The sequence below is a fragment of the Micromonospora echinaurantiaca genome, from assembly GCF_900090235.1.
Classification (GTDB): Bacteria; Actinomycetota; Actinomycetes; order Mycobacteriales; family Micromonosporaceae; genus Micromonospora; species Micromonospora echinaurantiaca.
In genome coordinates this window covers 5,606,271-5,631,676 of sequence record NZ_LT607750.1, presented here as the reverse complement: position 1 = coordinate 5,631,676, position 25,406 = coordinate 5,606,271, and the positions used below count along the sequence as shown (strand labels likewise).

The 25,406-nt window shown below is 72.3% G+C and carries 23 protein-coding genes; 19 read left to right on the top strand and 4 right to left on the bottom strand.

The window, feature by feature from the left end; translation table 11 throughout:
* Positions 1-122 precede the first annotated feature (122 nt).
* The 6 genes from GA0070609_RS25335 to GA0070609_RS25310 all read left to right on the top strand — a co-directional run bounded on the left by GA0070609_RS25335 (position 123) and on the right by GA0070609_RS25310 (position 4,817).
* A complete protein-coding gene (locus tag GA0070609_RS25335) occupies positions 123-1,145 on the top strand; it encodes a hemolysin family protein (protein ID WP_088996109.1) in 1,023 nt (340 codons plus the stop codon).
* 33 nt (positions 1,146-1,178) lie between these two features.
* A complete protein-coding gene (trpS, locus tag GA0070609_RS25330) occupies positions 1,179-2,204 on the top strand; it encodes a tryptophan--tRNA ligase (protein WP_088996108.1) in 1,026 nt (341 codons plus the stop codon).
* 41 nt (positions 2,205-2,245) lie between these two features.
* The gene (locus GA0070609_RS25325) at positions 2,246-2,809 is read left to right on the top strand and encodes a 2'-5' RNA ligase family protein (protein ID WP_088996107.1); all 564 of its coding nucleotides are present in this window, start codon (positions 2,246-2,248) and stop codon (positions 2,807-2,809) included.
* Positions 2,810-2,884: 75 nt separating this feature from the next.
* Complete coding sequence (locus GA0070609_RS25320) at positions 2,885-3,811, top strand: YihY/virulence factor BrkB family protein (RefSeq protein ID WP_088996106.1); 927 nt, start codon at positions 2,885-2,887, stop codon at positions 3,809-3,811.
* 5 nt (positions 3,812-3,816) lie between these two features.
* Positions 3,817-4,197 (top strand): GntR family transcriptional regulator, encoded by a 381-nt coding sequence (locus GA0070609_RS25315; RefSeq protein ID WP_088996105.1) that lies wholly within the window; start codon positions 3,817-3,819, stop codon positions 4,195-4,197.
* 176 nt (positions 4,198-4,373) lie between these two features.
* Positions 4,374-4,817: a hypothetical protein gene (locus GA0070609_RS25310; protein WP_088996104.1), complete on the top strand. Its 444-nt coding sequence runs from the start codon at positions 4,374-4,376 to the stop codon at positions 4,815-4,817.
* Positions 4,818-4,920: 103 nt separating this feature from the next.
* Here GA0070609_RS25310 and GA0070609_RS25305 read toward each other — a convergent pair whose 3' ends face one another.
* The 3 genes from GA0070609_RS25305 to GA0070609_RS25295 form a co-directional block, all read right to left on the bottom strand.
* Entirely contained in the window at positions 4,921-5,289 is a 369-nt protein-coding gene (locus GA0070609_RS25305; RefSeq protein ID WP_088996103.1) for a VOC family protein, read from the bottom strand.
* A 209-nt stretch (positions 5,290-5,498) separates the two neighbouring features.
* Entirely contained in the window at positions 5,499-7,133 is a 1,635-nt protein-coding gene (locus GA0070609_RS25300) for a glycoside hydrolase family 13 protein (RefSeq protein WP_088996102.1), read from the bottom strand.
* Between the two features lie 143 nt (positions 7,134-7,276).
* Positions 7,277-8,365, bottom strand: a complete 1,089-nt coding sequence (locus tag GA0070609_RS25295) for a LacI family DNA-binding transcriptional regulator (protein ID WP_231928411.1) — start codon at positions 8,363-8,365, stop codon at positions 7,277-7,279.
* Between the two features lie 198 nt (positions 8,366-8,563).
* On the opposite strand from GA0070609_RS25295, the gene GA0070609_RS25290 reads away from it, so the two are divergent.
* The 7 genes from GA0070609_RS25290 (at position 8,564) to GA0070609_RS25260 (ending at position 17,492) form a co-directional block, all read left to right on the top strand.
* Positions 8,564-9,811 carry a sugar ABC transporter substrate-binding protein gene (locus GA0070609_RS25290; RefSeq protein WP_088996101.1) on the top strand — a complete coding sequence of 416 codons (1,248 nt, stop codon included), beginning with the start codon at positions 8,564-8,566 and terminating at the stop codon, positions 9,809-9,811.
* Positions 9,811-11,451, top strand: a complete 1,641-nt coding sequence (locus tag GA0070609_RS25285) for an ABC transporter permease subunit (protein ID WP_088996100.1) — start codon at positions 9,811-9,813, stop codon at positions 11,449-11,451. Before GA0070609_RS25290 ends, GA0070609_RS25285 begins: the two co-directional genes overlap by 1 nt.
* A gap of 228 nt (positions 11,452-11,679) precedes the next feature.
* The gene (locus GA0070609_RS25280; protein ID WP_231928921.1) at positions 11,680-12,492 is read left to right on the top strand and encodes a sugar ABC transporter permease; all 813 of its coding nucleotides are present in this window, start codon (positions 11,680-11,682) and stop codon (positions 12,490-12,492) included.
* 242 nt (positions 12,493-12,734) lie between these two features.
* Entirely contained in the window at positions 12,735-14,543 is a 1,809-nt protein-coding gene (locus GA0070609_RS25275; RefSeq protein ID WP_088996099.1) for a glycoside hydrolase family 13 protein, read from the top strand.
* Positions 14,544-14,883: 340 nt separating this feature from the next.
* A complete protein-coding gene (locus GA0070609_RS25270; RefSeq protein ID WP_088996098.1) occupies positions 14,884-15,591 on the top strand; it encodes a glycosyltransferase family 2 protein in 708 nt (235 codons plus the stop codon).
* Positions 15,592-15,690: 99 nt separating this feature from the next.
* Positions 15,691-16,029 (top strand): hypothetical protein, encoded by a 339-nt coding sequence (locus GA0070609_RS25265; RefSeq protein ID WP_157748295.1) that lies wholly within the window; start codon positions 15,691-15,693, stop codon positions 16,027-16,029.
* Positions 16,026-17,492, top strand: coding sequence for a hypothetical protein (locus tag GA0070609_RS25260; protein ID WP_088996096.1), 1,467 nt, complete (start codon positions 16,026-16,028; stop codon positions 17,490-17,492). The genes GA0070609_RS25265 and GA0070609_RS25260 overlap by 4 nt, the downstream gene beginning before the upstream one ends.
* A gap of 27 nt (positions 17,493-17,519) precedes the next feature.
* Here the strand turns inward: GA0070609_RS25260 and GA0070609_RS25255 are convergent, their stop codons facing one another.
* Positions 17,520-18,122: a TetR/AcrR family transcriptional regulator gene (locus GA0070609_RS25255; protein ID WP_197700186.1), complete on the bottom strand. Its 603-nt coding sequence runs from the start codon at positions 18,120-18,122 to the stop codon at positions 17,520-17,522.
* Between the two features lie 98 nt (positions 18,123-18,220).
* Between GA0070609_RS25255 and GA0070609_RS25250 the strand changes: the two genes are divergently transcribed.
* The 6 genes from GA0070609_RS25250 to GA0070609_RS25225 all read left to right on the top strand — a co-directional run bounded on the left by GA0070609_RS25250 (position 18,221) and on the right by GA0070609_RS25225 (position 25,404).
* Entirely contained in the window at positions 18,221-19,219 is a 999-nt protein-coding gene (locus GA0070609_RS25250) for a hypothetical protein (protein ID WP_088996094.1), read from the top strand.
* A 65-nt stretch (positions 19,220-19,284) separates the two neighbouring features.
* Entirely contained in the window at positions 19,285-19,626 is a 342-nt protein-coding gene (locus GA0070609_RS25245; protein ID WP_088997954.1) for a hypothetical protein, read from the top strand.
* Between the two features lie 277 nt (positions 19,627-19,903).
* Complete coding sequence (locus GA0070609_RS25240) at positions 19,904-20,968, top strand: BMP family lipoprotein (RefSeq protein WP_088996093.1); 1,065 nt, start codon at positions 19,904-19,906, stop codon at positions 20,966-20,968.
* A 168-nt stretch (positions 20,969-21,136) separates the two neighbouring features.
* Positions 21,137-22,771, top strand: a complete 1,635-nt coding sequence (locus tag GA0070609_RS25235; RefSeq protein ID WP_088996092.1) for an ABC transporter ATP-binding protein — start codon at positions 21,137-21,139, stop codon at positions 22,769-22,771.
* A complete protein-coding gene (locus GA0070609_RS25230) occupies positions 22,768-24,120 on the top strand; it encodes an ABC transporter permease (protein ID WP_088996091.1) in 1,353 nt (450 codons plus the stop codon). Before GA0070609_RS25235 ends, GA0070609_RS25230 begins: the two co-directional genes overlap by 4 nt.
* A gap of 3 nt (positions 24,121-24,123) precedes the next feature.
* Positions 24,124-25,404: an ABC transporter permease gene (locus tag GA0070609_RS25225; RefSeq protein WP_088996090.1), complete on the top strand. Its 1,281-nt coding sequence runs from the start codon at positions 24,124-24,126 to the stop codon at positions 25,402-25,404.
* The last annotated feature ends 2 nt before the right edge of the window (positions 25,405-25,406 follow it).

Genomic DNA, 25,406 nt, shown 5'->3' with positions numbered 1-25,406 from the left:
CCGGTCGGGGCCGCGCTCCGCGTCCGCGCGCTCGCCATTCCATCATAAACTCTCACGATTAAACAGACCCGAACATGCGCACCTGCCGGTGGCGGCGGCCTCCGCTGTCTACCATCCAAGGCATGCGGGAAGCGGGTCGTCCCGGGCTCCGGCGGCGGACGCGGGAGCGGCTGCGCCGCGAACCGGGCCCGCTCGCCCGGGCGGTGGCCCGGGTCGTGGTCCGCGCCGCGGACGGCGCCACCCGGCTGGTGACCGACCTGCTGGGCGCCAGCCCGGCCGCCGGCCGGGAGCGGATCAGCGAGGCCGACCTGCGCGACCTGGTCGCCGCCAACACGCTGCTGGACCCGGAGGAACGCCGGATCATCGACGAGGTGCTGGTCGCCGGCGCGAGCCTGGTCCGCGAGGTGATGATGCCCCGCACCGAGGTGGTCTTCCTCTCCGCCCGGCTGGCCATCGCCGAGGCGGCCCGGCTGGTCCGCGCCGAACCGCACACCCGCTACCCGGTGGTCGACGGCACCCACGACGACGTGGTCGGCTTCGTGCACCTGCGCGACGTGCTGCTGCGCCCCGAGGTCGACCCGTGCACCACCGTCGGGGAGCTGACCCGGGAGGTGAAGCGGCTGCCCGGCAGCAAGCGGGTGCTCGCCGCGCTGACCGAGATGCGCCGGGAGGGACACCACCTGGCCGTGGTGGTCGACGAGTACGGCGGCACCGCCGGCATCGTCACCTGCGAGGACCTCATCGAGGAGCTGGTCGGGGAGATCCACGGCGAGTACGACGGCCCGCCCGAGCCGGTGCGCGCCGGCCTGCCCGCGGTGGTGGACGGCCGGCTCAACCTCGCCGACTTCGCCGAGCGCACCGGCGTGCGCCTGCCCGCCGGCCCGTACGAGACGGTCGGCGGGTACGTGATGGCGGCGCTGGGCCGGCTGCCGGTGGCCGGCGACGAGGTGCCGGTGGCCGTCGAGCCGGACGGCGGCCCGGCCGGGGCGGGGGAGCCGCCCGGCGGGTGGCTGCTGCGGGTGCTGGCCCTGGAGGGGCGCCGGGTGGCCCGGCTCGCCGTCTCCGCGGTGCGCCTGCCCGAGCAGCGCCGCGAGGTCGACACGCCCGCCGCGACCGGCCCCGCCCGACCCGTGGGGCCGTCATGACGGCCGCCGGGCGTTGCTGACAGAATTGCCGGCATGTCCGACGTTCCCGCCCGCCCCCGTGTCTTCTCCGGCATCCAGCCGACGGCCGACTCGTTCCACCTCGGCAACTACCTGGGCGCGGTGCGGCACTGGGTGGCGTTGCAGGACACCCACGACGCCTTCTACTGCGTGGTCGACCTGCACGCGATCACCGCCGGGCACGACCCGAAGGTGCTGCGGCAGCGGTCCCGGCTGGCCGCCGCGCAGTTGTTCGCGGTCGGGCTGGATCCGGAGCGCAGCACGCTCTTCGTGCAGTCGCAGGTGCCCGAGCACCCGATGCTGGCCTGGGTGCTGGGCTGCATCACCGGCTTCGGCGAGGCCAGCCGGATGACCCAGTTCAAGGACAAGTCGCAGAAGCAGGGCGGCGAGCGGGCCAGTGTCGGCCTGTTCACCTACCCGATCCTGCAGGCCGCCGACATCCTGCTCTACCAGGCCAACGCCGTGCCGGTCGGCGAGGACCAGCGCCAGCACCTGGAACTCTCCCGCGACCTGGCCCAGCGGTTCAACTCGCTGTTCGGCCCGACCTTCACCGTGCCGGCGCCGCACATCGTCAAGGACACCGCGAAGATCACCGACCTGCAGGACCCGACCGCCAAGATGTCGAAGTCCAGCTCCTCCCCGGCCGGCATCATCGACCTGCTGGAGGACCCGGCCCGGTCGGCCAAGAAGATCCGCTCCGCGGTCACCGACACCGGTCGGGAGATCGTCTTCGACGCCGAGACCAAGCCCGGCATCGCCAACCTGCTCACCATCTACTCCGCGCTCACCGGGCGCGGCATCGACGACCTGGTGGCCGCGTACGCCGGCAAGGGCTACGGCGACCTGAAGAAGGACCTGGCCGAGGTGGTCGGAGACTTCGTCCGGCCGATCCAGGAGCGCACCCGCGGCTACCTCGACGATCCGGCGCAGCTGGACAAGCTGCTCGCCGCCGGCGCGGAGAAGGCCCGCGCGGTCGCCGCCGCGACGCTGCGCACCGCGTACGAGCGGGTGGGCTTCTTCCCGCCGGTGCGCGGCGAGTAGCGTCGCGCGGCGCGACGGGTACGGGTTCGGCGGTCGGAGGGGTGGCGCGAAGCGTGGACGGCAGCAACGGGGCGCCCGGGGTGGACGACACCATCCAGATCGGGGTCGCGGTGGACATCCCCGAGCCGTGGGGGGCGATGCTGACCCGACGCCGGGCCGAGGCCGGCGACCCGCAGGCCGCGGACATTCCGGCGCACGTGACGCTGCTCGGGCCGACCGAGATCCCGGTGGCGACGCTGCCCGCCGTCGAGCGGCACCTGGGCGCGGTCGCCGCCGCCCACCTGCCGTTCACCCTGCACCTGCGGGGCACCGGCACGTTCCGGCCGGTGACCCAGGTGGTCTTCGTCGCGGTCGCGGCCGGGATCAGCGAGTGCGAGTTGTTGGCCGCCGCGATCAGCGCCGCCCCCGAGCTGCGCCGGGAAGCCCGCTTTCCGTACCACCCGCACGTCACGGTGGCGCAGGACGTCGCGCCGGAGGCGCTGGACAAGGCGTACGAGGACCTGGCCGACTTCTCCGCGATGTTCGAGGTGGAGGCGTTCACCCTCTTCTCGCACAGCGGGCAGGCCCGGTGGCAGCCGCGCCGGGACTTCCGGCTGGGCGGCTGACCCGGCCGGCGGCCGGACGGGCGCGCGGCGGGCCGGTTACCCGCACGGCGGCCGGGGATCGGCGAGGATGAGCGCGTGAACGTGTTCGGCCGCCTGGAGGCGGGCATCGGGCGACGGTTGACGGCCGCGCGCCACCGCTCCGGCGCGTTCGACCACCTCTGGCGGGCCGGCGAACTCTACGCCGACCTGCTGGCCGGGCGGCTGGCCGCGGCGATCGCCTACTACGGCTTCTTCGCGGTCTTCGCGCTCGCCCTGGTCGCGTACTCGATCTTCGGCGCGATCCTCGAGGACAACGACGAGGTCAGCGTGGCCGCCGCCGACTTCCTCCGGGAGAACCTGCCGTTCCTCGACCCGGTGCAGATCGCCGAGAGCAGCGGCACGGTCGGGGTGGTCGGCCTGGTCATCCTGGTCTTCACCGGGATCGGCTGGGTGGAGGCGATCCGCTCGTCGCAGCGGTTGATGTACGGCTTCAACCAGCAGCCGGGCAACCTGGTGGTCCGCCGGCTGGTCGACCTCGGCGTGCTGATCGTCGTCTTCGTGCTGCTCGGCGTCTCGGTGGCCGCGGTCGACGCGTTGGAGTCGCTGCTGCGCTGGCTGCTGCGCAGCACCGGCTCGGTCGGCCTCACCACGGTCAGCGCGGTGCTGAGCGTGCTGATCAACGCGGTGCTGGCCACCCTGCTGCTGGTCGCCGTGCCCCGGCTGCGGATGAGCCGGGTCCGGCTACGCCCGGTGGTGCTGCTGGTCGCGGTCGGCATCACGCTGCTCAACACCGTCGGGCGCTACTACGTGGTGCGCACCGAGCGGAACCCGGCGTACACCGTGGTGGCCGGCGCGGTGGGCCTGCTGCTCTACCTCTACCTGCTCAACCAGCTGCTGCTGTTCGGCGCGGCGCTCGCCGCGACCAGCACCCGGGGGCGGGTGGTGGACCTCGCGGCGGGCGGCCCGCCGCCGGGTGACCTCGACGTGGACACCGATCCCGGCACCCCGGGCGGGGCCGGATGAGCGGGATGGAGAAGCCGGTGCTGATCGTCGTCGACCAGGACTCGTCGGTGCCGCCGTACGAGCAGGTGCGCGGGCAGCTCGCGGAGATGGTCGGCGACGGCCGGCTGCCGGTGGGCACCCGGCTGCCCACGGTCCGGCAGCTCGCGGCGGACCTGAACCTGGCCGCCAACACGGTGGCCCGGGCCTACCGGGAGCTGGAGGCGGCCGGCCTGCTGCGCACCCGGGGTCGGCACGGCACGTTTGTCGCACCCGGGCGCGACGATGCGATGGACCGGTTGCAGCGGGCGGCGGCCGACTACGCGGCGCAGGCCGGCCGGCTCGGGGTGCCACCCGCGGCGGCGCTCGCCCTGGTCCGTGCCGCGCTGGACGCGGCCCGGCCGGGCTGACGACGACAGGAGAAGACCGATGCTCGAATCGAACAGCGCGTACGGACTGGACGACGCGGCGCTGGGTCGGTTGCGGGAGGACTGGACCGCCCGCTGGCGCTCCCAGGTGGCCGTGTCCGAACGTGAATAGAGCGATTGCCGCCCAGGGTTCCGGCGGGACGGACCATGATGGGCCGGTGGGCGCACTCGTGACGTTGGACCTGCCGGACGACTCGCCGATGCTCGGCCTGCCCTGGATCATCACCTTCGGCCCGCTCGGCGACGCCGACGAGTGGGAGCCGGTGGTCTGCGGCCCGTACGAGCGGGCGCACGCGCTGGCGCTGGCCGAGGCGGTGGTGGCCGAGGAACAGCTGATGGCGGTGGTCGAGCCGCTGCTGCCGGCGGTCTCCGCGGACGAGATCCGGGGCGAGATCGCGGCCGCGCAGATCGCCGCCGAGGACGAGATCGCGCAGGTCGAGGAGGCCGACCTCTACGGCGACTACGAGGACACCATCGACGAGGAACTGGAGGCGGCCGCCGCGGCGGACCAGCGTACCGAGCCGACCCGCCCGCCGAGCGAGGCCGAGCTGCGGGAGGGCTTCCGCCGGATCGCCGCGAAGCTCACCGGCACCGCGTCCTGAGCGCGGCGGGGCGACCGACCCGGGCCGGGCCGTCCGGCCGCCGGCGGGGGACCGCCGACTGTCGGGGCGCGGCCCGGGCGGGAGCGGCCCGGCGGTGCGCCGGTCAGCGCCGGCGCGGTGGGCCGTCCAGCACGCAGAACTCGTTGTCCTCCGGGTCGGCGAGGACGACGAAGCCCTCCTCGCCGGTCTGTCCCACGTCGGCCGGCCGGGCGCCCAGCTTCACCAGCCGGTCCACCTCGTCGGCCGGCTCGCCGTCGGCGACCAGGTCGAGGTGCAGCCGGTTCTTGTCGCGCTTGGGCGTGCCCGACCCCTGCAACCAGACCGTGGGCGCGCCGATCGCGTCCGGCGGCGGATACAGCTTGGCGCTGCCGTCGCCGCCCTGCTCGACCCGGTAGCCGAGCGCCGCGGACCAGAACGTCGCCATCCGGTCGACGTCCGTCACGTCGAGGGTGTACTGCGCCACCCGTGCCATGGGGGATCACCTCCGGGAGGGGGAACCGTCATGGCAACTCCTACCCCCGCGGGCAGTGGCGACACGTCCGCCGATGGACGCCGGCGCCTCGCGGAGCGGACTCCACGAGGCGCCGGCGCCACCTCACCCCCCACCACAAGGGGTCGGTGGCCCAGCCGCCCGTCGGCGCGGGGCACAACGGACGACCAGGTCGATGACGGGTTACCCGCTCAGCGCCGTTCGAACCAGGCAGCCGCGTCGACTCCGAGCAGATGGCCGGAGCCCTGCCCGGTGAGCGCCTCGCTGGCGGCGATCGGCTCGCCGTACCCGTCGATCAGGGCCGGGGCACCGCTGATGTTGACCACGCAGGTCAGCACGGTGTCACCGGCGGCGCGGCTGAAGGCCAGCACGCCCGGCGCGGTCTCCAGCCAGGTCACCTCGCCGGCGTCGGCGGCCAGCGCCGGGTGTTCCCGGCGGATCCGCAGCGCCGTGCGGTAGAGCTCCAGAGTCGAGCCCGGCACGCCGGTCTGGGCGGCGACCGACAGGGCCCGCCAGGTCTCCGGGGCGGGCAGCCAGCTCAGCTCGCTGCCGGCCGGCCCGAAGCCGTACGGGGCCAGCTCGCCGCTCCACGGGATCGGCACCCGGCAGCCGTCCCGGCTCTCGCCGGTGCGCAGGAACGCCGGGTCCTGGCGCAGCTCGTCGGGGAGGTCGAGCACCTCCGGCAGGCCCAGCTCCTCGCCCTGGTAGAGGTACGCGCAGCCGGGCAGGGCGAGCATCAGCAGGGTGGCCGCGCGGGCCCGGCGCAGCCCCTCCGGGCCGTCCCCGTAGCGGGTGACGTGCCGCTGCTTGTCGTGGTTGGAGAGCACCCAGGTGGTGGGCGCGCCGACGATGGTGGCCTCGGCGAGCGCAGTGTCGATCACCTTGCGGAACGACTCGGCCGACCAGGTCGCATCGAGGAAGTCGAAGCTGAACGCCTGGTGCAGCTCGTCCGGGCCGATGTAGCGGGCCAGCCGCTGCGGCGTCTCGGCCCACGCCTCGGCGACCGCCATCCGGCCGCCCGGGTAGCTGTCCAGGATCGGCCGCCAGGCGCGGTAGATGTCGTGCACCTCGTCCTGGTCGAAGTAGGGCAGCCGGCCCTTGCCGAGCAGCTCCACCTGGCGCTGGCCGGTGGTCATCGTGCTGAAGCCGACGTCCGGCAGGCCCTCGGCCTTGATCATTCCGTGCGCCACGTCGATCCGGAAGCCGTCCACGCCCCGGTCCAGCCAGAACCGCAGGACGTCCTCGAACTCGGCGCGCACCTGCGGATGCCGCCAGTTCAGGTCCGGCTGGGCCGGGTCGAACAGGTGCAGGTACCACTGGCCGTCCGGCACCCGGGTCCAGGCCGGGCCGCCGAAGATGCTCTCCCAGTCGTTCGGAGGCAGCTCGCCGTGCTCGCCCTTGCCGTTGGCGAAGAGGTAGCGCGCCCGCTCGGCGGAACCGGGGCCGGCGGCCAGGGCGGCCTGGAACCACGGGTGCGCGCTGGAGGTGTGGTTGGGCACCAGGTCGACGATGATCCGCAGGCCGAGCGCGTGCGCGTCGGTGATCATGGCGTCGAAGTCGGCGAGGGTGCCGAACATCGGGTCGACGTCGCGGTAGTCGGACACGTCGTAGCCGCCGTCGACCATCGGCGAGGTGTAGAAGGGGGTCAACCAGAGCGCGTCCACCCCGAGGTCGCGCAGGTACGGCAGGCGCTCCCGGATGCCGCGCAGGTCACCGATGCCGTCGCCGTCGCTGTCGGCAAAGCTGCGGACGTAGACCTGGTAGACGACGGCGGAGCGCCACCAGTCGGCGTCGGAGGTCTGCGGGGTGGGGTGGCTGGCGGTCATCGAGGCGTTCCCCGTTCTGTGGCGCGGGACAGCGGCACCCGGTGCGGGCGTGGCGGTGGACGCACGGGTGTTTGAGCAGGATGCCGCTCCGATGTTGCAAGAGTCAAGCAGTCCTTGCGCAAGAAATGACGCCAATCACCGGATCAGGCTGGCACGGCGAGCGCGGGCGGCGCGGGCCGCTGCCCGCTCACCTCGCCGCTGCCCGGCCGGCCGCCGGCCGCCCGGGCGACCGCGGTCGACCCGCGTACCACCAGCTCCGGGCGGAACAGGTACTCCGAGTGCGGGGCGGCGTGCCCGTTGATCTCGTCGACCAGGGCCCGCACCGCGGCCACCGCCATCGCCGCCACCGGCTGGCGCATGGTGGTCAGCGGCGGGTCGGTGAACGCCATCAGCGGCGAGTCGTCGTAGCCGACCACCGACAGGTCGGCCGGCACCGACAGGCCGCGCTGCCGGGCCGCCCGGATGGCGCCGAGCGCCATCAGGTCGGAGCCGCAGACGATGCCGGTGACGCCCCGGTCGAGCAGCCGGCCGGCGGCCGCCTCGCCACCCTCCACACCGAACAGCGACAGCTCGGCCAGCTCGTCGAGGTCGGCGGCGGGGAGCCTGGCCAGCCGGCTCATCGCGCTGCGCCAACCGGCCACCTTCCGCTGCACCGGCACGAACCGGTCCGGGCCGGTGATCAGGCCGATCCGGCGGTGCCCGAGCGCGACCAGGTGGGCCACCGCCAGCTCGGCGGCCTCGCCGTCGTCGCAGGAGACGAAGGGCGCGGCGATGCCGGGCACGTAGCCGTTGATCATCACCACCGGCAGCGGGCGGGCGATCAGCGCCCGGTAACGGTCGTGGTTGGCGGCGGTGTCGGCGTGCAGGCCGGAGACGAAGACGATCCCGGAGACCTGCCGATCCAGCAGCATCTCGACGTACTCGTCCTCGGTGACGCCGCCGGCGGTCTGGGTGCACAGCACCGGGGTGAACCCACTCTGCGCCAGCGTCGACTCGATCACCTGGGCGAAGGCGGGGAAGATCGGGTTGTCCAACTCCGGGACGACCAGGCCGACCAGGCCGGCGCTGCGCTTGCGCAGTCGGGCCGGGCGCTCGTAGCCGAGCACGTCGAGGGCGGTCAGGACGGCCTGCCGGGTCTCCGGGGCCACGCCCGGGCGGTCGTTGAGCACCCGCGACACCGTGGCCTCGCTGACTTCGGCCTGTTGGGCGATGTCGGACAGTCGAGCGCGCATGGCGGCACTTTAGCTCACTGGCAAGTTCTTGCGTACACTCTTGCAAGCCCTTCCATTCTCTGAAACGCCTTGCTAACGTCCCCGCAACATGCGAGAGCAGCGGCGCGGCACCCTAGCGCCGGTTGGCAAGAACTTACAGAGGTTTCCACTGGCGGGCCGCCCTTCCCCCGGCGGACCGCCATGACGACAGGAGTACCGATGCGCATCCGTACCGCGGGTGTGGTCGCCGCCTTCGCCCTGGCGCTCGCCGCGTCCGGCTGCGGCGGCAGCGACGAGCCGGCCGCCAACGAGTCCCCCAAGGCAGCCGCCGGCGGCAAGCTGGTGATCTGGGCCGACGACAAGCGGGCCGCGGCCCTCAAGCCGTTCGGTGAGAAGTTCGGCCAGGAGAACGGCGTCACCGTCGAGGTGCAGGCCGTCTCCAAGGACCTGCAGACCAACTTCGTCACCGCCCACCAGCAGGGCAGTGGCCCGGACGTGGTGGTCGGCGCGCACGACTGGATCGGCAACCTGGTGCAGAACGGCGCCATCGACCCGGTGCAGCTGACCGCCGAGCAGAAGAGCGGCTTCAACCCGACCGCCGTCAAGGCCGTCACGTTCAACGGTCAGCTCTACGGCGTGCCGTACGCGATGGAGAACCTCGCGCTGATCCGCAACACCGCGCTGGCCCCGGAGGCGCCGAAGACCATCGAGGAACTGGTCGCCACCGGCAAGAAGCTCAAGGCGGAGAAGAAGGCCAGCGAGATCCTCTGCCTGCAGTCCGGCCAGAACGGCGACGCGTACCACATCTACCCGCTGTACACCTCGGCCGGCGGCTACCTCTTCGGCACTGCGGCCAACGGCGACTACGACCCGAAGGACCTGGGCGTGGGCAAGCCGGAGTCGATCGAGGCGTTCAAGAAGATCGCCGCGCTCGGCGAGAAGGGTGAGGGTGCGTTGAAGCGCTCCATCACCGCCGAGAACTCGATCGCCAACTTCGGCGCCAAGAAGTGCGCCTTCCTGGTCTCCGGCCCGTGGGCCATCGCGGACGCCAAGAAGGCGAACATCTCCTACGACATCTCCCCGGTCCCCGGCTTCGCCGGCGGCAAGGAGGCTCAGCCGTTCGTCGGTGTCCAGTCCTTCTACGTGGCGGCCAAGGGCAAGAACAAGGCGCTGGCCCAGGAGTTCGTGGCCAACTACGTCACCACCCCCGAGCTGGCCGTGGCGCTGTACAACGCCGAGCCCCGCCCGCCGGCGCTGACCGCGGCGCTGGACCAGGTCAAGGGCACCGACCCGGACCTGGCCAAGTTCCAGGAGGCCGGCAAGAACGGCCAGGTGCTCCCGGCGATCCCGGCGATGGCCGCGATCTGGGACCCGTTCGGCAAGGCGCAGGCCGCCATCATCGGCGGCGCCGACCCGACCAAGACGATCACCGCGGCCGGCAAGACCATCTCCGGCCAGATCAAGTAATGAGCACGCCGCTGTCCGGCCCGGGACCTGCCCAGCAGGTCCCGGGCCGGGAGCCCGTCGGCTCCGGGCTCCCGCGCTCGTCCGGTACCGCGCGGAACCACGCGCCGATCACCGTGACCGGTCTGCTGGTCAAGGTGGTCCTGCTCGGCCTGGTGGCCGGGATCGCGATCTGGGCGGCCTTCCCGCTCATCGAGGCCGAGAAGTGGGCCGGGCTGGCCCTGCTGGCGGTCACCACCGCCGGACTGTTCTACCTCTACCTCACCCGCCGGCACGTCCCGGCCAAGTACCTGGTCCCCGGCACGCTCTTCCTGATCGCCTTCCAGGTCTTCCCGGTGCTCTACACGGCGAGCACCGCCTTCACGAACTTCGGCGACGGGCACCGCGGCAGCAAGGACGACGCGGTCGTCGCCATCCAGACCGCCTCGGTCAAGCAGGTGCCCGGTTCCACCGAGTACGCGCTCTCCATCGCCACCACCGGCGACCCGGCCACCGGCCCGCTGGTCTTCCTGGTCACTGACCCGGCCACCGGAGTGGTCTCGGTCGGCGACGCCGAGGGGCTGCGCCGACTCGACCCGGCCGACGTCACCGTCGCCCCGGGCGGCAAGGTCACCGCCGCCGACGGCTACACCGTGTTGAACTTCGGCCAGGCCGGCGCCCGCAGCCAGGAGATCACCGACCTGATCGTGCCGACCGCCGGTGGCGCCATCCGCTCCACCGGTCTCACCCGCGCCTACGAGGGCAAGGCCATGCGGGCGTACGACGCGGGCTGCGACTGCGTCCGGGACGCCGAGAGCGGCAGGATCTGGACCGCGGACGAGTCCAGCGGCGCCTTCGTGGCCGCCGACGGTGAGCGGCTGGCGCAGGGCTGGAAGGTCAACGTCGGGATCGACAACTTCGCCCGGGTGCTCACCGAGCCGGCCATCTCCGGCCCGTTCTTCGGCACGCTGGTCTGGAACTTCGCCTTCGCGATCGGCTCGACCGGGCTGACCTTCCTGCTCGGCATGGGCATCGCGCTGGCGTTGCACTCGCCCCGGATGCGCGGCACCAACCTCTACCGGGTGCTGCTGATCCTGCCGTACGCCATGCCGTCGTTCGCCATGCTGCTGGTCTGGCGGGACATGTTCAACACCGACTTCGGCCTGATCAACAACCTGTTCGGGCTGGGCGTGGACTGGTTCGGCCAGGACTGGTCGGCCCGCGCCGCGGTGCTGCTGGTGCAGCTCTGGCTCGGCTACCCGTACATGTTCCTGGTGACCACCGGCGCGCTCCAGGCGATCCCGCGCGAGCTGACCGAGGCCACCTCGGTCGACGGCGCGTCGCCCTGGCAGTCGTTCCGGGCGGTCGTCCTGCCGCTGCTGCTGGTCGCGCTCTCCCCGCTGCTGATCGCGTCGTTCGCGTACAACTTCAACAACATCAACGCGATCTGGCTGACCACCGAGGGTGGGCCGTTCCCGGCCGACAACCCGACCAACGGAGCCACCGACCTGCTGATCACCTACACCTACCGGTTGGCGTTCGGCGCGCAGGGCGCCGAGTTCGGCATGGCCGCCGCGGTGTCGATCTTCATCTTCGCGATCGTCGCGACGGTCTCGGCGATCAGCTTCCGGCGCACCCGCAAGCAGGAGGAGGTGTACTCGTGAGCGCGAGGAGTGAGCTTGCGAGCCCCGCAGTCGCGAACGGAAGGTGGGTCCGGTGAGCGCGAGGAGTGAGCTTGCGAGCCCCGCTGTCGCGATCGGCAGGTGGCTCCGGTGACCACCCTCAGCGGTGTCCGGGCCGCCGGCGACACGGCCGGCGGCGCGCCGGTCGCCAACCGCAACGCCCGGGGCGGGCGGCGCGGCCAGTGGCTCCGCCAGGTCGGCTGGCGGCACGTGGTCGGGTTGCTGGCGGTGGCGTTCAGCCTCTTCCCGATCCTGTTCGTGCTCTCCGCGGCGCTGAACCCGCGCGGCACGCTCTCCTCGACCGAACTGGTGCCGACCGAAGGTGTGTCGTTCGAGAACTTCGGCAACCTCTTCGAGCGGACCGCCTTCGGCCACTGGTTCCTCAACAGCCTGCTGATCGCCGGCACGGCGAGCTTCGTGTCGATCTTCCTGTCCGCGCTGGCCGCGTACGCCTTCTCCCGGATGCGGTTCGCCGGCCGCCGGATCGGGCTGCTCACCCTGCTGCTGATCCAGATGTTCCCGCAGTTCCTGGCGATCGTGGCGATCTTCCTGATCTTCACGACGGTCACCGACCTGTGGCCGGGCATCGGGTTCAACACGCCCTGGGGACTGTTCCTGCTCTACATGGGCGGCGCGCTGGGCGTGAACACCTGGCTGATGAAGGGCTTCTTCGACACGCTGCCCCGGGAGTTGGACGAGTCGGCCACCATGGACGGCGCCACCCACGCCCAGGTCTTCTTCCGGATCATGCTGCCGCTGGTGGCGCCGATCCTGGCGGTGACCGCGCTGCTCTCCTTCATCGGCACCATCAACGAGTTCATGATCGCCAACGTGTTCCTCACCGACACCGAGTCGAAGACCCTGGCGGTCGGCATGTTCGGCCTGGTGGCCGGCGAGCGGAACAACAACTTTGGGATGTTCGCGGCGGGCACCCTGCTCACCGCGATCCCCACCGTGCTGGTGTTCCAACTCCTCCAGCGCTACATCGTCTCCGGGCTCACCGCCGGAGCCGTCAAGGGATGACCCGCAGGGGTGGCCGCTCGTCGTCGTGGGCGCGGCGAGCGGTGCCACTGCGCTGAGGGGCCGGCGCCGTCCGTACGAGTGGCGGCCCCCCGCACCACGCCCCCGGCGTCGGTGCGAGCTGCGGCAAGGGCGTCGTGTCGACGTACACCGGAGCAGTCACGGGCCGAACGCCGCGGCCGGGAAACCGGCCGCGGCGGACGCCCCTTCCTCTCCCCGGCCGACCCAACCCGAAAGGTCCGACCATGCCGTTCCAGCCGCACCACGACGGGTCCGAGCTGTACGTCCCCGAGCAGGAGCCGTCGCTGGGCCAGACGGTCGACGTCTTCGTCCGGGTGCCGGCCGGCGCCGACGTCCGCCAGGTGCACGTGCGGACCACCGGCGACGGCGAGCCCCGGTTCGCCGAGGCGGTCGTCGACCGCACGGCCGGCGGCGAGGTCTGGTGGCGGGCCGCGGTGCAGGTGCGCAACCCGGTCAGCAACTACCGGTTCCTGCTCACCGGCGCGCGCGACCGCCGCTGGTTGAACGCCGCCGGGCTGGTCGACCACGACGTGCCGGACCACGGGGACTTCCGGCTGGTCTCGTACGACCCGCCGCCGGCCTGGGCCCGCGACGCGGTGGTCTACCAGATCTTCCCGGACCGGTTCGCCCGCTCGGCCGCCGCCGACGGCCGGCCGCTGCCCGACTGGGCGATCCCGTGCGACTGGGACACCCCGGTGATCGGGCGCGGCCCGGAGACCCCGCGCCAGTTCTACGGCGGTGACCTGGACGGCGTCACCGAACGACTGGACCACCTGGCCCGGCTCGGCGTGAACACCGTCTACCTGACCCCGATCTTTCCGGCCCGCTCCAACCACCGCTACGACGCGGCCAGCTTCGACGCGGTGGACCCGCTGCTCGGCGGGGACGCCGCCCTGGTCCGCCTCGCCGACGCGGTACGGGCCCGGGGCTGGCGGCTGCTCGGCGACATCACCAGCAACCACACCGGCGACGCGCACGAGTGGTTCACCGCCGCCAGCTCGGACGTGCGCGCGGCCGAACGGGAGCTGTACTACTTCGACCAGGTGACCGGGGACTACGAGTCCTGGAACGGGGTCAAGTCGCTGCCGAAGCTGAACTGGGGCAGCGCCGAGCTGCGCCGGCGCTTCGCCACCGCCGACGACGCGCTGCTGCGCCGCTGGCTGCGCCCGCCGTACGGGCTGGACGGCTGGCGGGTGGACGTGGCGAACATGACCGGCCGGCGGGGCGCGGACGCGTACACCCACGAGGTGGCGGCGCTGCTGCGCCGGGTGGTCGCGCAGACCCGCGCCGACGGGCTGCTGATGGCCGAGCACGGTCACGACCACACCGGTGACCTGGACCGGGACGGCTGGCACGGCACGATGAACTACGTCGGGTTCACCGACCCGGTCTGGTCCTGGCTGCGCCACGGCGACCAGCCGCTGCCGAACTTCCTCGGCACTCCGGGCGGGGTGGCCCGCCGGGACGCCGACGCCGTGCTCGCCACCATGAACTCCTACCGGTCGCTGGTCTCCTGGCGGTCGTACGTGCACTCGTGGCAGCTGCTCGGCTCGCACGACTCGGCCCGGATCCGCACGGTGGTCGGCGACGCGGCCCGGCACGAGGTCGCCGCCGGCCTGCTCGCCACCATGCCGGGCATTCCGATGATCTTCGCGGGGGACGAGCTGGGGCTGACCGGCGACAACGGCGAGGGGTCGCGTACCCCGATGCCGTGGCACCGGCCGGAGCGCTGGGACGCCGGCACGTTCGCCACGTATCGGGCGCTGATCGCGCTGCGCCACGCCGAGCCCGCGCTGCGCCGGGGTGGGCTGCGCTGGCTGTACGTCGACGCCGACACGCTGGTGTTCCTGCGCGAGGCGCCGACCGGGTCGGTGCTGGTGCTGGCCCGTCGGGCGGCCGGCGCGCCGGTCCGGCTGACCGGCCTGCCGGGCGGCGGGAACGTCTACGGCGGAGCGCCGGCGCTGCGCCCGGACGCGGACGGCGCGTGCACCCTGCCGGGTGACGGCCCGACCTTCCAGGTGTGGCGGCTCTGACGGCGGTGCCGATCGCGGATTTCCGACTTTCTCGGCACGCCTCCGTGGCGAATTGCCGTTCCGGCGGAATGAGTGAACGGACGAACGTCTTCAACAATTACCCGAACGACGTGCAACCTGCCGTCCAGTGTCACCGATTCTGATCGTTCACCCTCGCTAGATGCGCTGGTCAGGGTCGAATCGGCGGCGTGGATCGCAATTCCTTCGGGGGCGCCGCTTCCGTTATGGGTCCTTTTTCCATAGGGGCGGCGACCCGATGTCCAATCTGTTTCACTGACGCCTTCCTGTCGGTCACCCGCGAGCCGGTGCCATCAGCGCCGTCGGTTGTTGGGAGATTCCCGTGAAGTTGTCGGTCCTCATGCCCGTCTACAACGAAGAGGCACGCGTGGCGGATGCCGTGAAGCAGGCGCTGGCGGTCGACTACCCGGGCACGGTCGAACTCGTCGTGGTCGACGACGGCAGCCGGGACGGCACCGGGGAGATTCTGCGTCGGGCCGACGACGCCCGACTACGGGTGATCACCCATGCGCGTAACGCGGGCAAGGGCGCGGCCATCAAGACCGCCGTCGACAGCGCCGAGGGCGACTACATGGTGATCCTGGACGCGGATCTGGAGTACGACCCGCAGGACATCCCCAAGCTGCTCGACCCGGTGCTCGACGGTCGGGCGACGGTGGTCTACGGCAATCGCACCTTCGGCAGCCACAGCGCCTACAGCTTCTGGTACGTGATGGGCAACAAGGGCGTCACGATGGCGGCGAACGTGTTGTTCAACTCCTACATCAGTGACCTGGAGACCTGTTTCAAGTTGATGCCGGTGGCGCTCTACCGCTCGCTCGACATCCGCTCCCGGGGCTTCGGGATGGAGGCCGAGGTGACCGGCAAGTTGCTGCGCCGCCGGATCCGGCCGTACGAGGTGCCGATCAGCTACCGGGCCCGGGGCCGCGAGGAGGGCAAGAAGATCACCTGGCGGGACGGGGTCGAGGCGCTCTGGATCCTCGGCCGCGAGCGCACCCGCCGCCGTCCCACCGGTACCCCTGCCCACTGAGCGCGGCCGGTCGTGATGGCGGGAGAGCGTTGTGCGGGGGCCGTCGGTCGCCTCGTCGTCCGGGTCGCCGTGGCGACCCTCGGCGTCGGTTGTCTGGTCGTGACCGGTGAAGGGGCCTGGCAGGCCACCGGTCACGGGGTCGCCTACCTGCGCGACCCCGAGCACAACCCGGGGGCCCGGCGCTCCCAGGTGGACTTCGAATCGCTGCGCCGGGAGTTCGCCGACCAGGTGCCGCCCGGCAGCCGGGTCTACCCGGTGCCGGCGGCCACCGACCGGACCCTGTGGCGGCAGCGGCTGGCCGAGTTCGCGGCGCTGACCGGCAGCCTGGTCGTCGGCACGCCGGACGCCGCGGACCACCTGGTGAGCGTCGGTGTGGTGGAGCGACCCGGGCCGACCGGCCCGCGGGTCCGGCTGGTCGTGCGGGGGGCCGGGCGATGACGCCGGTCGTCGCCGGACTGTCGCTCCTGGTCGGCGGGTTTCCGCTGGCGTACGCGCTGCTCCGCAGCCCGTACCTCGCCGTGCTGTTGGCGCCCCTGGTGTCGGCGCTGCTGAGCACCGCCGCGGTGATCCTGATGCTGCTCGCCGGCGGGCCACTGGTGCTCTGGCTCGCACTGGTGCTGCCCGCGGCGGCGGCGCTGGCGTGGTGGCTGCTGCGCCGGCCCGGCGAGCCGGTGCCGTACGGCGGCTGGTCGTCCGCGCTGCTGACCGCCCTCCCGCTGCTCCCGCCGCTGCTCTTCATGGGGGAACCAGCGGTCCGCTGGGATCCGCACTCCATCTGGTGGCTGCGCGCCGGCTACCTGTCGCACGACGGCGGGTACGCCCGGGAGGCGATCGGCAGTGCCGGCTTCGCCTTCTCGCACACCGACTATCCGCCGCTGGCCTCGGCTCCGCTGGCGGCTGTGTGGAGCGTCGCCGAGCCGGATTTCCGCACCGCGCAGGCGGTCGGGGTCCTGATCGGCTTCTCGGCGATCGCCATGCTGGTGCACCTGGTGCGACGGGTGCTCGCGTTCGCCCCTGCCCCGGTCGCCTGGCCGCTCGCCATCGGGGTCGGCCTGGCCACCTGGGCGACCGCGCCACACGCGCTCACCAGCGGCTACGTTGATCCGCTCTGGTCGGCCGCCGCGGCCGGCGCCGTGGTCGCCCTGCTCCTCGCGGCGGATCCGCTGCGCCGGCCGGCGTTGGCCCTGCTGCTGCTCACTGTGGCCGCGCTTGCCAAGAACGAGGGCCTGGTGGTCGCCGGCGCGGTAGCGGTACTGGCCACGGTGCGGGCCCGGGCCCAGTTGCGGCGGGTCGGGCTGGTCTGGCTTCCGGTGCTGGCCGGGGTCGGCTGGGCGCTGCTGGCCCGGCTGCTGGGTGCCCGCTCCGACATCACCGGGCACGCCGGCCGGGGCGCGGTGTCCGGCTGGGACCCGGAGACGGTCGAGCGGTTCCGGGTGACCCTGCGGGTGTTACGCGACGTGGTCGGGCCGGTGGCGGCCGGCGCGCTGGCCGTGGCGGTGCTGGGTGCGCTCTTCCTGCGGCGGCACCGCCGACGGGCCGGGCTCGGGTCGGACGGCTGGCTGTGGGCGCTCTGCGGGTACTACCTGGCCGCACTCACGCTGACCTACGCGTTGGGGCCGAACGACATCGACTGGTGGCTGCGCACCTCGGCGGCCCGGGTCGCCGTGCTGGCCGTCCTGCTCGCGGCGCTGAGCTGCGCCGGCTGGGTGGCGGTCGCGGTCAGCGCCGACCGGAGCGACGAGCCGGCGGTCACCGAGCCGCCGCCAGCGGAATTGGCGGGGCCGGCGGAGGTGGCGGGGCCGGCGGAGGTGGCGGGGCCGGCCGGCGGGGACCCGGAGCCCTCGACAGCCGACGCGCGGGCGCCGGGTGGTCGGCCGGTCTCGACCGCCGAGGGTCGCTGACCGCCCGGCCGGGCGGGGGCGGCACAGCTAGTCCAGCGGGGTCGCGCCGAGCAGGGCCCGCACCCCGGCCAGATAGGTCCGCCGGTCCGGCCCGCCGGTCAGGATGCGTTGGGTGAACCAGCCCGGGACGAGGGCGAAGAGCGCCGCGGCGATCGCGTCCGGGTCGGTGCCCGCGGGCAGTTCGCCGGCCTGCTGGGCCCGGCGCACCAGCAGCCCGAACTGGCTGCGGAAGCCGGTGTACTTCTCCGCGACGAACGCGGCCAGCGCCGGATCGCGCTGCGCCTCGCCCCAGACCTGGATCGCGATGCGCAGCACCCCGTCGGCTCCGAGCTGGGTCTCCACGTACGTCAGGACGCGGTCCAGCGCCTCGACCAGCGGCAGCGGCGGGTCGTGCCGGGCCAACCCGGCGAGCACCTCCCCGGCCCCGCTGACCGCCTCCTCGGCGATGGCGTTGATCAGGTCGTTCTTGCTCGGGAAGTAGCGGTAGACGGCACCGACCGAGAGGCCCGCCTCGGCGATCACGTCCTGCATGGAGGTGCGGTGGAAACCCTCCCGGAGGAAGCAGCGCCGGGCCGCGTCGACGATCTGGCGGCGGCGGGCGGCGAGGTGTTCGGCCGAGACACGTGGCACGGGATACATCGTAAAGCGAGCGTTCGTTCTTGACAGCGGAGTGGGGCGGGAGGAGCCTGGACGCAAAGAGAACGAGCATTCGTTTTAGGAGATGGGACATGTCGACCCGTACCCGCTCGCCGTTACTGCTCGCCGTCCTGGCCGCCGCCCTGGTGGTGGGCGTGCAGGCGCTGCTCGTACCGCTGTTCGCGGCACCGGCCGCCCACCTCGCGCCACGCGACCTGCCGGTCGCCGTCGCCGGCCCCGCGCCCGCAACCGGCGAACTGGCCGGCCGGCTCGCCGCCGCCCGGCCCGGCGCGTTCGAGGTCACCACCCTGCCGGACGCGGCCGCGGCCGACCGGGCGCTGCGCGACCGCGAGGTCTACGCCGCCTTCGTCGCCGGCCCGGACGGGATCGCCCTGCACACCGCCGCGGCCGCCAGCCCTACGGTGGCGGCACTGCTCACCGAGGCGGCCAGCCAGCTCGCCCCTGGGCGACCGGTGCCGGTGGTCGAGGTGGTGCCCGCCGACCCGGACGACCCCCGGGGCGCCGGGTTCGCCGCCGGCTTCCTGCCGCTGGCGCTGACCAGCATGCTCGCCGGGGTGCTGCTCGTCCTGCTGGTCACCGGCCGGGCCGCCCGGCTGGCCGGACTGGCGGCGTACGCCGTGCTGGCCGGCGGGGTCGGGGTGGCGGTGCTGCACGGCTGGCTCGGCCTGCTCGGCGGCGATTGGCTCGCCGAGGCGGCCGTGATCGGGCTCTTCGGGCTGGCCACCGCGGCCGTGGTCGCCGGGCTCGGCGCGCTGCTCGGCCGTCCGGGGATCGGGCTGGGCGCGCTGCTGGTCTTCCTGGTCGGCAACCCGCTCTCGGCGGTCGCCGCGGCCCCCGAGCTGTTGCCGCAGCCCTGGGGCACGGTGGGTCAGTGGCTGCCGGTCGGCGCCGGCGGCACGCTGCTGCGCTCGGCGGCCTTCTTCGACGGCGCCGGGGCCGGCGCCCCGCTGGCCGTGCTCGCCGGGTACGCCGTGCTCGGCCTCGCCCTGCTGCTACTGGCCCGGCCTGCACCCGCGCCGGCCGACGAGCCGGTCGCCGCCCTCCGGCCGGCCCGGGCCGCGGCCGGCTGACCCGCGGCCCGGTCTCCGCCGCGCCCCCTACTACAAACTGTCGTTGATAGGGGAAGATGGTCGCCGTGGAAGCTCTGAGACTGATACTTCGCTACGTCCACCTGATCGGTTTCGCGCTGCTGCTGGGCGGGGCGATCGTCCAGTACGTCAGCGGGCGGCTGCGGATCAACTCGTCGATGCTGTGGGGTTCGGTGATCATGCTGCTCACCGGCATCGGCCTCTCCGCGCCGCTGCGCGACGGCGACGAGCCCGACCCGGCGAAGCTTGTTACCAAGTTGGTGCTCGCGCTGCTGATCTTCGTCATGGTCTTCTTCTCCCGCAAGCGAGAGGCGGTCAACCGCGGCCATTTCCTCGCCATCGTCGGTCTGACCCTGGTCAACGCGGCGGTGGCGGTCTTCTGGCGGTAACGTCCCCGACAGGGGGACGGCCCCGGAAAACGGACGTTCGCGACGTCGGAACGCCCACCCGTCGGTGCCGAGAGTGACCTGGCCCACCCCAGGGTTACGTAGGGGTAACAGGCACTCAACAGTCGTGCACGATTGTCGGCCGTTGGGTGGGCGCGGGCGTACGCTCCCGTCCGTAACGTGGGACGCCGGCGGCAAGTCGCCAGGCCGGCTAATGGGCTGCCACCGCGCGACCCGCGGTGAGCAATGGAAGGGAGACGTCTTGCGCTCGGTGCGTGGGATGCGGATCGCCTCGATCCTCGCGGTGGGTGGGCTCGTGCTGAGCGCCGCCGCGTGTGGCGAGGCCCCCGAGGAGAACAACGGCGCCGGTGACGGCGGCAAGAAGTACAGCGCCTGCATGGTGACCGACGTCGGCGGCATCGACGACAAGTCGTTCAACACCTCGGCCTGGCAGGGCCTGGAGGCCGCCAAGGCCGAGAACGGCAACATCGACATCAAGTACGTGGCGTCGAAGGCCGAGGCCGACTACGAGCCGAACCTGACCCAGTACGTGAACCAGAAGTGCGACTTCATCCTCGCGGTCGGCGGCCTGATGGGCGACGCCACCTCGAAGATCGCCAAGGCGAACCCGAACCAGCAGTTCGGCATCGTCGACGCGAAGCTGCCGGAGAGCAACGTCTACCCGATGCAGTTCGATACCGCCCAGGCCGGCTTCCTGGCCGGTTACCTGGCCGCCGGGATGACCAAGTCCGGCACCGTCGGCACCTACGGCGGCATGAAGATCCCGCCGGTGACCATCTTCATGGACGGGTACGTCGACGGCGTGGCCCACTACAACAAGACCAAGAGCAAGAGCGTCAAGGTCCTGGGCTGGGACAAGGCCACCCAGAACGGCTCCTTCACCAACGACTTCGTCAAGCAGGACGAGGGCAAGAAGGTCAGCGACGCGCTGGTCGCGCAGGGCGCCGACATCATCATGCCGGTCGCCGGCGGCGCCGGCCTCGGCACCACCGGTGCGGCGAAGGCCTCGGGCGGCAAGTACAACACCATCTGGGTGGACGTCGACGGCTGCGAGAGCACCCCGGACTGCCCGGCGATCATCACCACCGTGGTCAAGAACATCCCGGACGCCGTCAAGGAGGCCGTGCTGAAGGCCGCCGGTGGCGAGAAGCTCAGCGCCAACCCGGGCTTCCTGGGCACCCTGGCCAACAACGGTGTCTCGCTGGCCCCGTACCACGAGTTCGACAGCAAGGTTCCGGCGGAGCTGAAGGCCGAGGTCGACAAGCTGAAGGCGGACATCGCCGCCGGCACCGTCACGGTCACCTCCAAGGCCCAGCCGAAGTGACGCTCGGCCGGCCACCCGCGGTGAGACGATCACCCGGGTAGGCCGGCGAGCGGGACAGCACCACGATCCGGCCGCCCCGGGCACCGCGGGACTTCACCCGCGGCGCCGGGGCGGCCGATCCGCTCCACCCGACGACCGGCCCCGCGCCGCGACCGGCCGGCAGCTACGCTGCACCATCGCTTCGCACTCCAGGAGGTTGCGCTGAGACTCGAACTGCGCGGCATCACCAAGCGGTTCGGTGATCTGGTCGCCAACGACCACATCGATCTGACGGTGGAGCCTGGAGAGATCCACGCCCTGCTCGGCGAGAACGGCGCCGGCAAGTCGACCCTGATGAACGTGCTCTACGGGCTCTACCAGCCCGACGAGGGCGAGATCCTGGTCGACGGCCAGCCGCTGAAGCTGAAGGGCCCGTCGGACGCGATCGCGGCCGGGATCGGCATGGTGCACCAGCACTTCATGCTGGTGCCGGTCTTCACCGTGGCGGAGAACATCATGCTCGGCGCCGAGCAGGTGCGCGGCGGCATCGCCGGCCTGCTGGACCGGCGCCGGGCCCGGCGCGAGGTCGCCGAGGTCTCCGAGCGGTACAACCTCCGGGTCGACCCGGACGCGGTGATCGAGGACCTGCCGGTCGGCATCCAGCAGCGGGTGGAGATCGTCAAGGCGCTCACCCGCGACGTCGACCTGCTGATCCTGGACGAGCCCACCGCGGTGCTCACCCCGCAGGAGACCGAGGAACTGCTCGCCGTGATGCGGTCGCTCAAGGCCGCCGGCAAGTCGATCGTCTTCATCACCCACAAGCTCGGCGAGGTCAAGGCGATCGCCGACCGGATCACTGTGATCCGACGCGGCAGGACCGTCGGCACCGCCTCGCCGGAGGCGAGCCGGGACGAGCTGGCCGCGCTGATGGTCGGCCGCAGCGTCCGGCTCACCGTCGACAAGACCCCGGCCGAGCCGGGCCGCCCGGTCCTGGAGGTCGCCGGCCTGGTCGTCGACGACGACCGGCAGGTACGCGCGGTGGACGGAGTGGACCTCACCGTGCACGCGGGCGAGGTGCTCGGCATCGCGGGCGTGCAGGGCAACGGCCAGACCGAGCTGATCGAGGCGATCATGGGTCTGCGTCCGCTGCTGGCTGGCACGGTCACCCTCGACGGGCAGCCGGTGCACGGCTGGTCGACCAAGAAGGTGCTCCGCGCCGGCGTCGGCTACGTGCCCGAGGACCGCAGCGTCGACGGCCTGGTCAAGGAGTTCAGCGTCGCGGAGAACCTGGTGCTGGACATCTACGACCAGCCGCCGTTCGGCGCCGGGCTGGCGCTGAAGCCGGACGAGATCGCCCGCTCGGCCAAGGAGCGGATCGAGCAGTTCGACGTCCGTACCTCCTCCGCCGAGGCGCCGGTCGGCACGCTCTCCGGCGGCAACCAGCAGAAGGTGATCGTGGCCCGGGAGCTGTCCCGGCCGCTGAAGCTCTTCATCGCCGCCCAGCCGACCCGCGGCGTCGACGTCGGCTCCATCGAGTTCATCCACAGCCGGGTCATCCGCGAGCGGGACATCGGCACCGCCGTCATGGTGGTCTCCAGCGAACTCGACGAGGTGATCGGCCTGGCCGACCGGATCGCCGTGATGTACCGCGGCCGGATCATCGGCGTGGTCGGCCCGGACACCCCGCGCGAGGAGATCGGCCTGCTGATGGCCGGCATCACCCCCGACGCGACCGGCACCCCCGGCACCTCTGGCGGCGCCACGGCCCCGGACGGCGCGGCGGCTCCGGCCCCCGAGGTCCCAGGCAGCGAGGACAAGGCATGACGAACGCAGATCCCTCCGGCTCCCCGGACAAGGAGCCGGCGACCGAGGCGCAGGCCGCGCAGACCGCGCTCGGCAACACCGAGCAGGCCGAGACGGCGACCACGCCGAAGCAGCCGGGCGACGGGGGCCGGCCGTCACTGGGCCGGCTGTTCCTGGACAACCTCTGGGCCGCCAACACCTTCACGGTGACCCTGCTGTCGCTGGTACTCGCGATGCTCGTCGGCGCGGTCCTGATCATCGTCTCGGATCCGGACGTGCTGGCCACCTACAGCTACATCACCGCCCGGCCGTCGGATGCGATCAACGCCAGCTGGACGCTGGTCAGCGAGGCGTACGCCAACCTGTTCAAGGGCGCCGTCTTCGACCCGGAGGCGTTCTCCGGTTGGCTGAACGGCAGCAACGGCTGGGAGGCGGTCCTCGCGCCGATCTCCGAGACGCTCACCTACACCGCGCCGCTGGTCTTCACCGGGCTCTCGGTCGCGCTGGCCTTCCGGGGCGGCCTGTTCAACATCGGCGCCCAGGGCCAGGCCACCATCGGCGTCATCCTGGCCGCGCTGGCCGGCTTCCTGCTGCCGCTGCCGCCCGGCCTGCACGTGCTGGTCGCGGTGCTCGCCGGCGCCCTCGGCGGGGCGATCTGGGGCTTCATCCCGGGCATCCTGAAGGCCAAGGCCGGTGCCCACGAGGTGATCAACACGATCATGCTCAACTACATCGCCACGTACTTCCTGACCTGGCTGATCGTGCAGAACGGCGTGCAGGACCCGAACCGGACCGACGCGATCAGCCGGCCGGTGGACGCCTCCGCCCAGCTGCCCCGGCTGCTCGGTGACAACCTGCGGGTGCACGCCGGCATCCTGGTGGCGGTGCTGGCCACCTGGGCGGTCGCCTGGCTGCTCAACCGCTCCACGCTCGGCTTCGAGCTGCGCGCGGTGGGCGCCAACCCGGACGCCGCGCGGACCGCCGGCATCAGCGTCACCCGGACGTACGTGCTGATCATGGTTTTCTCCGGGATCCTGGCCGGCCTCGGTGGCTCGAACATGGTGCTCGGCTCCACCGCCAGCGCGCTGACCCCGCTGGTGGTCGCGCAGATCGGCTTCGACGGCATCCTGGTGGCGCTGCTCGGCCGGGTGAAGCCGTGGGGCGTGGCGCTGGCCGCGCTGCTCTTCGGCGCGCTCCAGGCCGGCGGCAACCGGATGCAGTCCTACTCGGGGATCTCGCTGGAGCTGGTCACCGTGCTCCAGGCGCTGATCGTCATCTTCATCGCCGCGCCGGCCCTGGTGAAGGCGATCTTCCAGCTCCGGGCCGCGCGCGCCGCCCGGTTGCAGACGAGCCTGGCGAAGGGCTGGTAACTCATGTCCACCATGGCTGTCCCCGACATCGCGGTCGCCCCGGTCGACGAGGGCTTCTGGACCCGTACCCGCAAGGTCGGCCTGACCCTGCTCGGCCTCGGCCTGATCAGCGCGGTGCTCTTCGGCGCGCTCGCCACCGACCAGCCGGCCCGCTTCACGTTGAGCGAGGACGCCGCCGGCGCCGCGTTGAAGATCAACGGCACGGTCGGCGCGATCCTCTTCGGCGTGGTCGCGATCGCCGCCGGCGCGGCGATGCTCGCCGGGCTGCCGAAGCGCTGGTTCACCCTGGTGCTCGGCATCGGGCTGGTCGGCTTCGTGCTCTCCTTCCTCTGCTGGCAGGTCTCCGCGGCTCCCGCCGGGCAGAACTTCATGCCGCTGGTGAACATGGTGCGCGGCACGTTCGTGCTGGCCCTGCCGCTGATCTTCGGCGCGCTCGCCGGCGTGCTCTGTGAGCGCTCCGGCGTGGTCAACGTGGCGATCGAGGGCCAGCTGCTGATGGGCGCCTTCAGCGGCGCGCTCTTCGGCAGCATCTCCGGCAGCGTCTGGGTGGGCCTGGTCGCGGCGGCGATCGGCGGCGCCTTCATCTCGCTGCTGCTGGCCATCTTCGCCATCCGCTACCTGGTCGACCAGGTCGTCATGGGCATCGTGCTGAACCTGCTCGCGGTCGGCATCACCGGCTTCCTCTACGAGCGGCTGATGCAGACCAACGCGCAGCGGTACAACAGCGCGCCGCGGTTCTCCAACTGGGAGATCCCGCTGCTCAAGGACATCCCGGTGCTCGGCCCGGCGCTGTTCCGCGGCAACATCTTCCTCTACCTCGGCCTGCTGCTGGTGCTGGTGATCCACATCGCGCTGTTCCGCACCCGCTGGGGGCTGCGTACCCGGGCGGTCGGCGAGCACCCGACCGCGGCCGACACCCTGGGTGTGCGGGTGCTCGGGCTGCGCTACCGCAACGTGCTGCTCGCCGGGGTGGTGGCCGGCATCGGCGGCGCCTCCTACACGCTGGCGCTCTACTCGTTCACCAAGAACATGATCGGCGGCAAGGGCTTCATCGCCCTGGCCGCGCTGATCTTCGGCCGGTGGAGCCCGACCGGTGCGCTGCTCGCGGCGCTCTTCTTCGGCTTCGCCGACCAGCTCGGCACCTACCTCGGCGCGATCAACAGCGTGATCCCGAGCCAGTTCCTGGCCATGCTGCCCTACCTGGCGACGATCCTGGCAGTGGCCGGCCTGGTCGGTCGGGTCCGGGCGCCGGCCGCGGACGGCAAGCCGTACATCAAGGGCTGACG

Bases quoted from the DNA above. Each gene is read 5' to 3' on its own strand.
- GA0070609_RS25315 (WP_088996105.1), top strand. From the start codon at position 3,817: ATGGAGAAGCCGGTGCTGATCGTCGTCGACCAGGACTCGTCGGTGCCG.
- GA0070609_RS25240 (WP_088996093.1), top strand. From the start codon at position 19,904: ATGCGGATCGCCTCGATCCTCGCGGTGGGTGGGCTCGTGCTGAGCGCC.
- GA0070609_RS25295 (WP_231928411.1), bottom strand. From the start codon at position 8,365: ATGCGCGCTCGACTGTCCGACATCGCCCAACAGGCCGAAGTCAGCGAG.
- GA0070609_RS25260 (WP_088996096.1), top strand. From the start codon at position 16,026: ATGACGCCGGTCGTCGCCGGACTGTCGCTCCTGGTCGGCGGGTTTCCG.
- GA0070609_RS25335 (WP_088996109.1), top strand. From the start codon at position 123: ATGCGGGAAGCGGGTCGTCCCGGGCTCCGGCGGCGGACGCGGGAGCGG.
- GA0070609_RS25230 (WP_088996091.1), top strand. From the start codon at position 22,768: ATGACGAACGCAGATCCCTCCGGCTCCCCGGACAAGGAGCCGGCGACC.
- GA0070609_RS25305 (WP_088996103.1), bottom strand. From the start codon at position 5,289: ATGGCACGGGTGGCGCAGTACACCCTCGACGTGACGGACGTCGACCGG.
- GA0070609_RS25275 (WP_088996099.1), top strand. From the start codon at position 12,735: ATGCCGTTCCAGCCGCACCACGACGGGTCCGAGCTGTACGTCCCCGAG.
- GA0070609_RS25300 (WP_088996102.1), bottom strand. From the start codon at position 7,133: ATGACCGCCAGCCACCCCACCCCGCAGACCTCCGACGCCGACTGGTGG.
- trpS (WP_088996108.1), top strand. From the start codon at position 1,179: ATGTCCGACGTTCCCGCCCGCCCCCGTGTCTTCTCCGGCATCCAGCCG.
- GA0070609_RS25225 (WP_088996090.1), top strand. From the start codon at position 24,124: ATGTCCACCATGGCTGTCCCCGACATCGCGGTCGCCCCGGTCGACGAG.
- GA0070609_RS25290 (WP_088996101.1), top strand. From the start codon at position 8,564: ATGCGCATCCGTACCGCGGGTGTGGTCGCCGCCTTCGCCCTGGCGCTC.
- GA0070609_RS25285 (WP_088996100.1), top strand. From the start codon at position 9,811: ATGAGCACGCCGCTGTCCGGCCCGGGACCTGCCCAGCAGGTCCCGGGC.
- GA0070609_RS25250 (WP_088996094.1), top strand. From the start codon at position 18,221: ATGTCGACCCGTACCCGCTCGCCGTTACTGCTCGCCGTCCTGGCCGCC.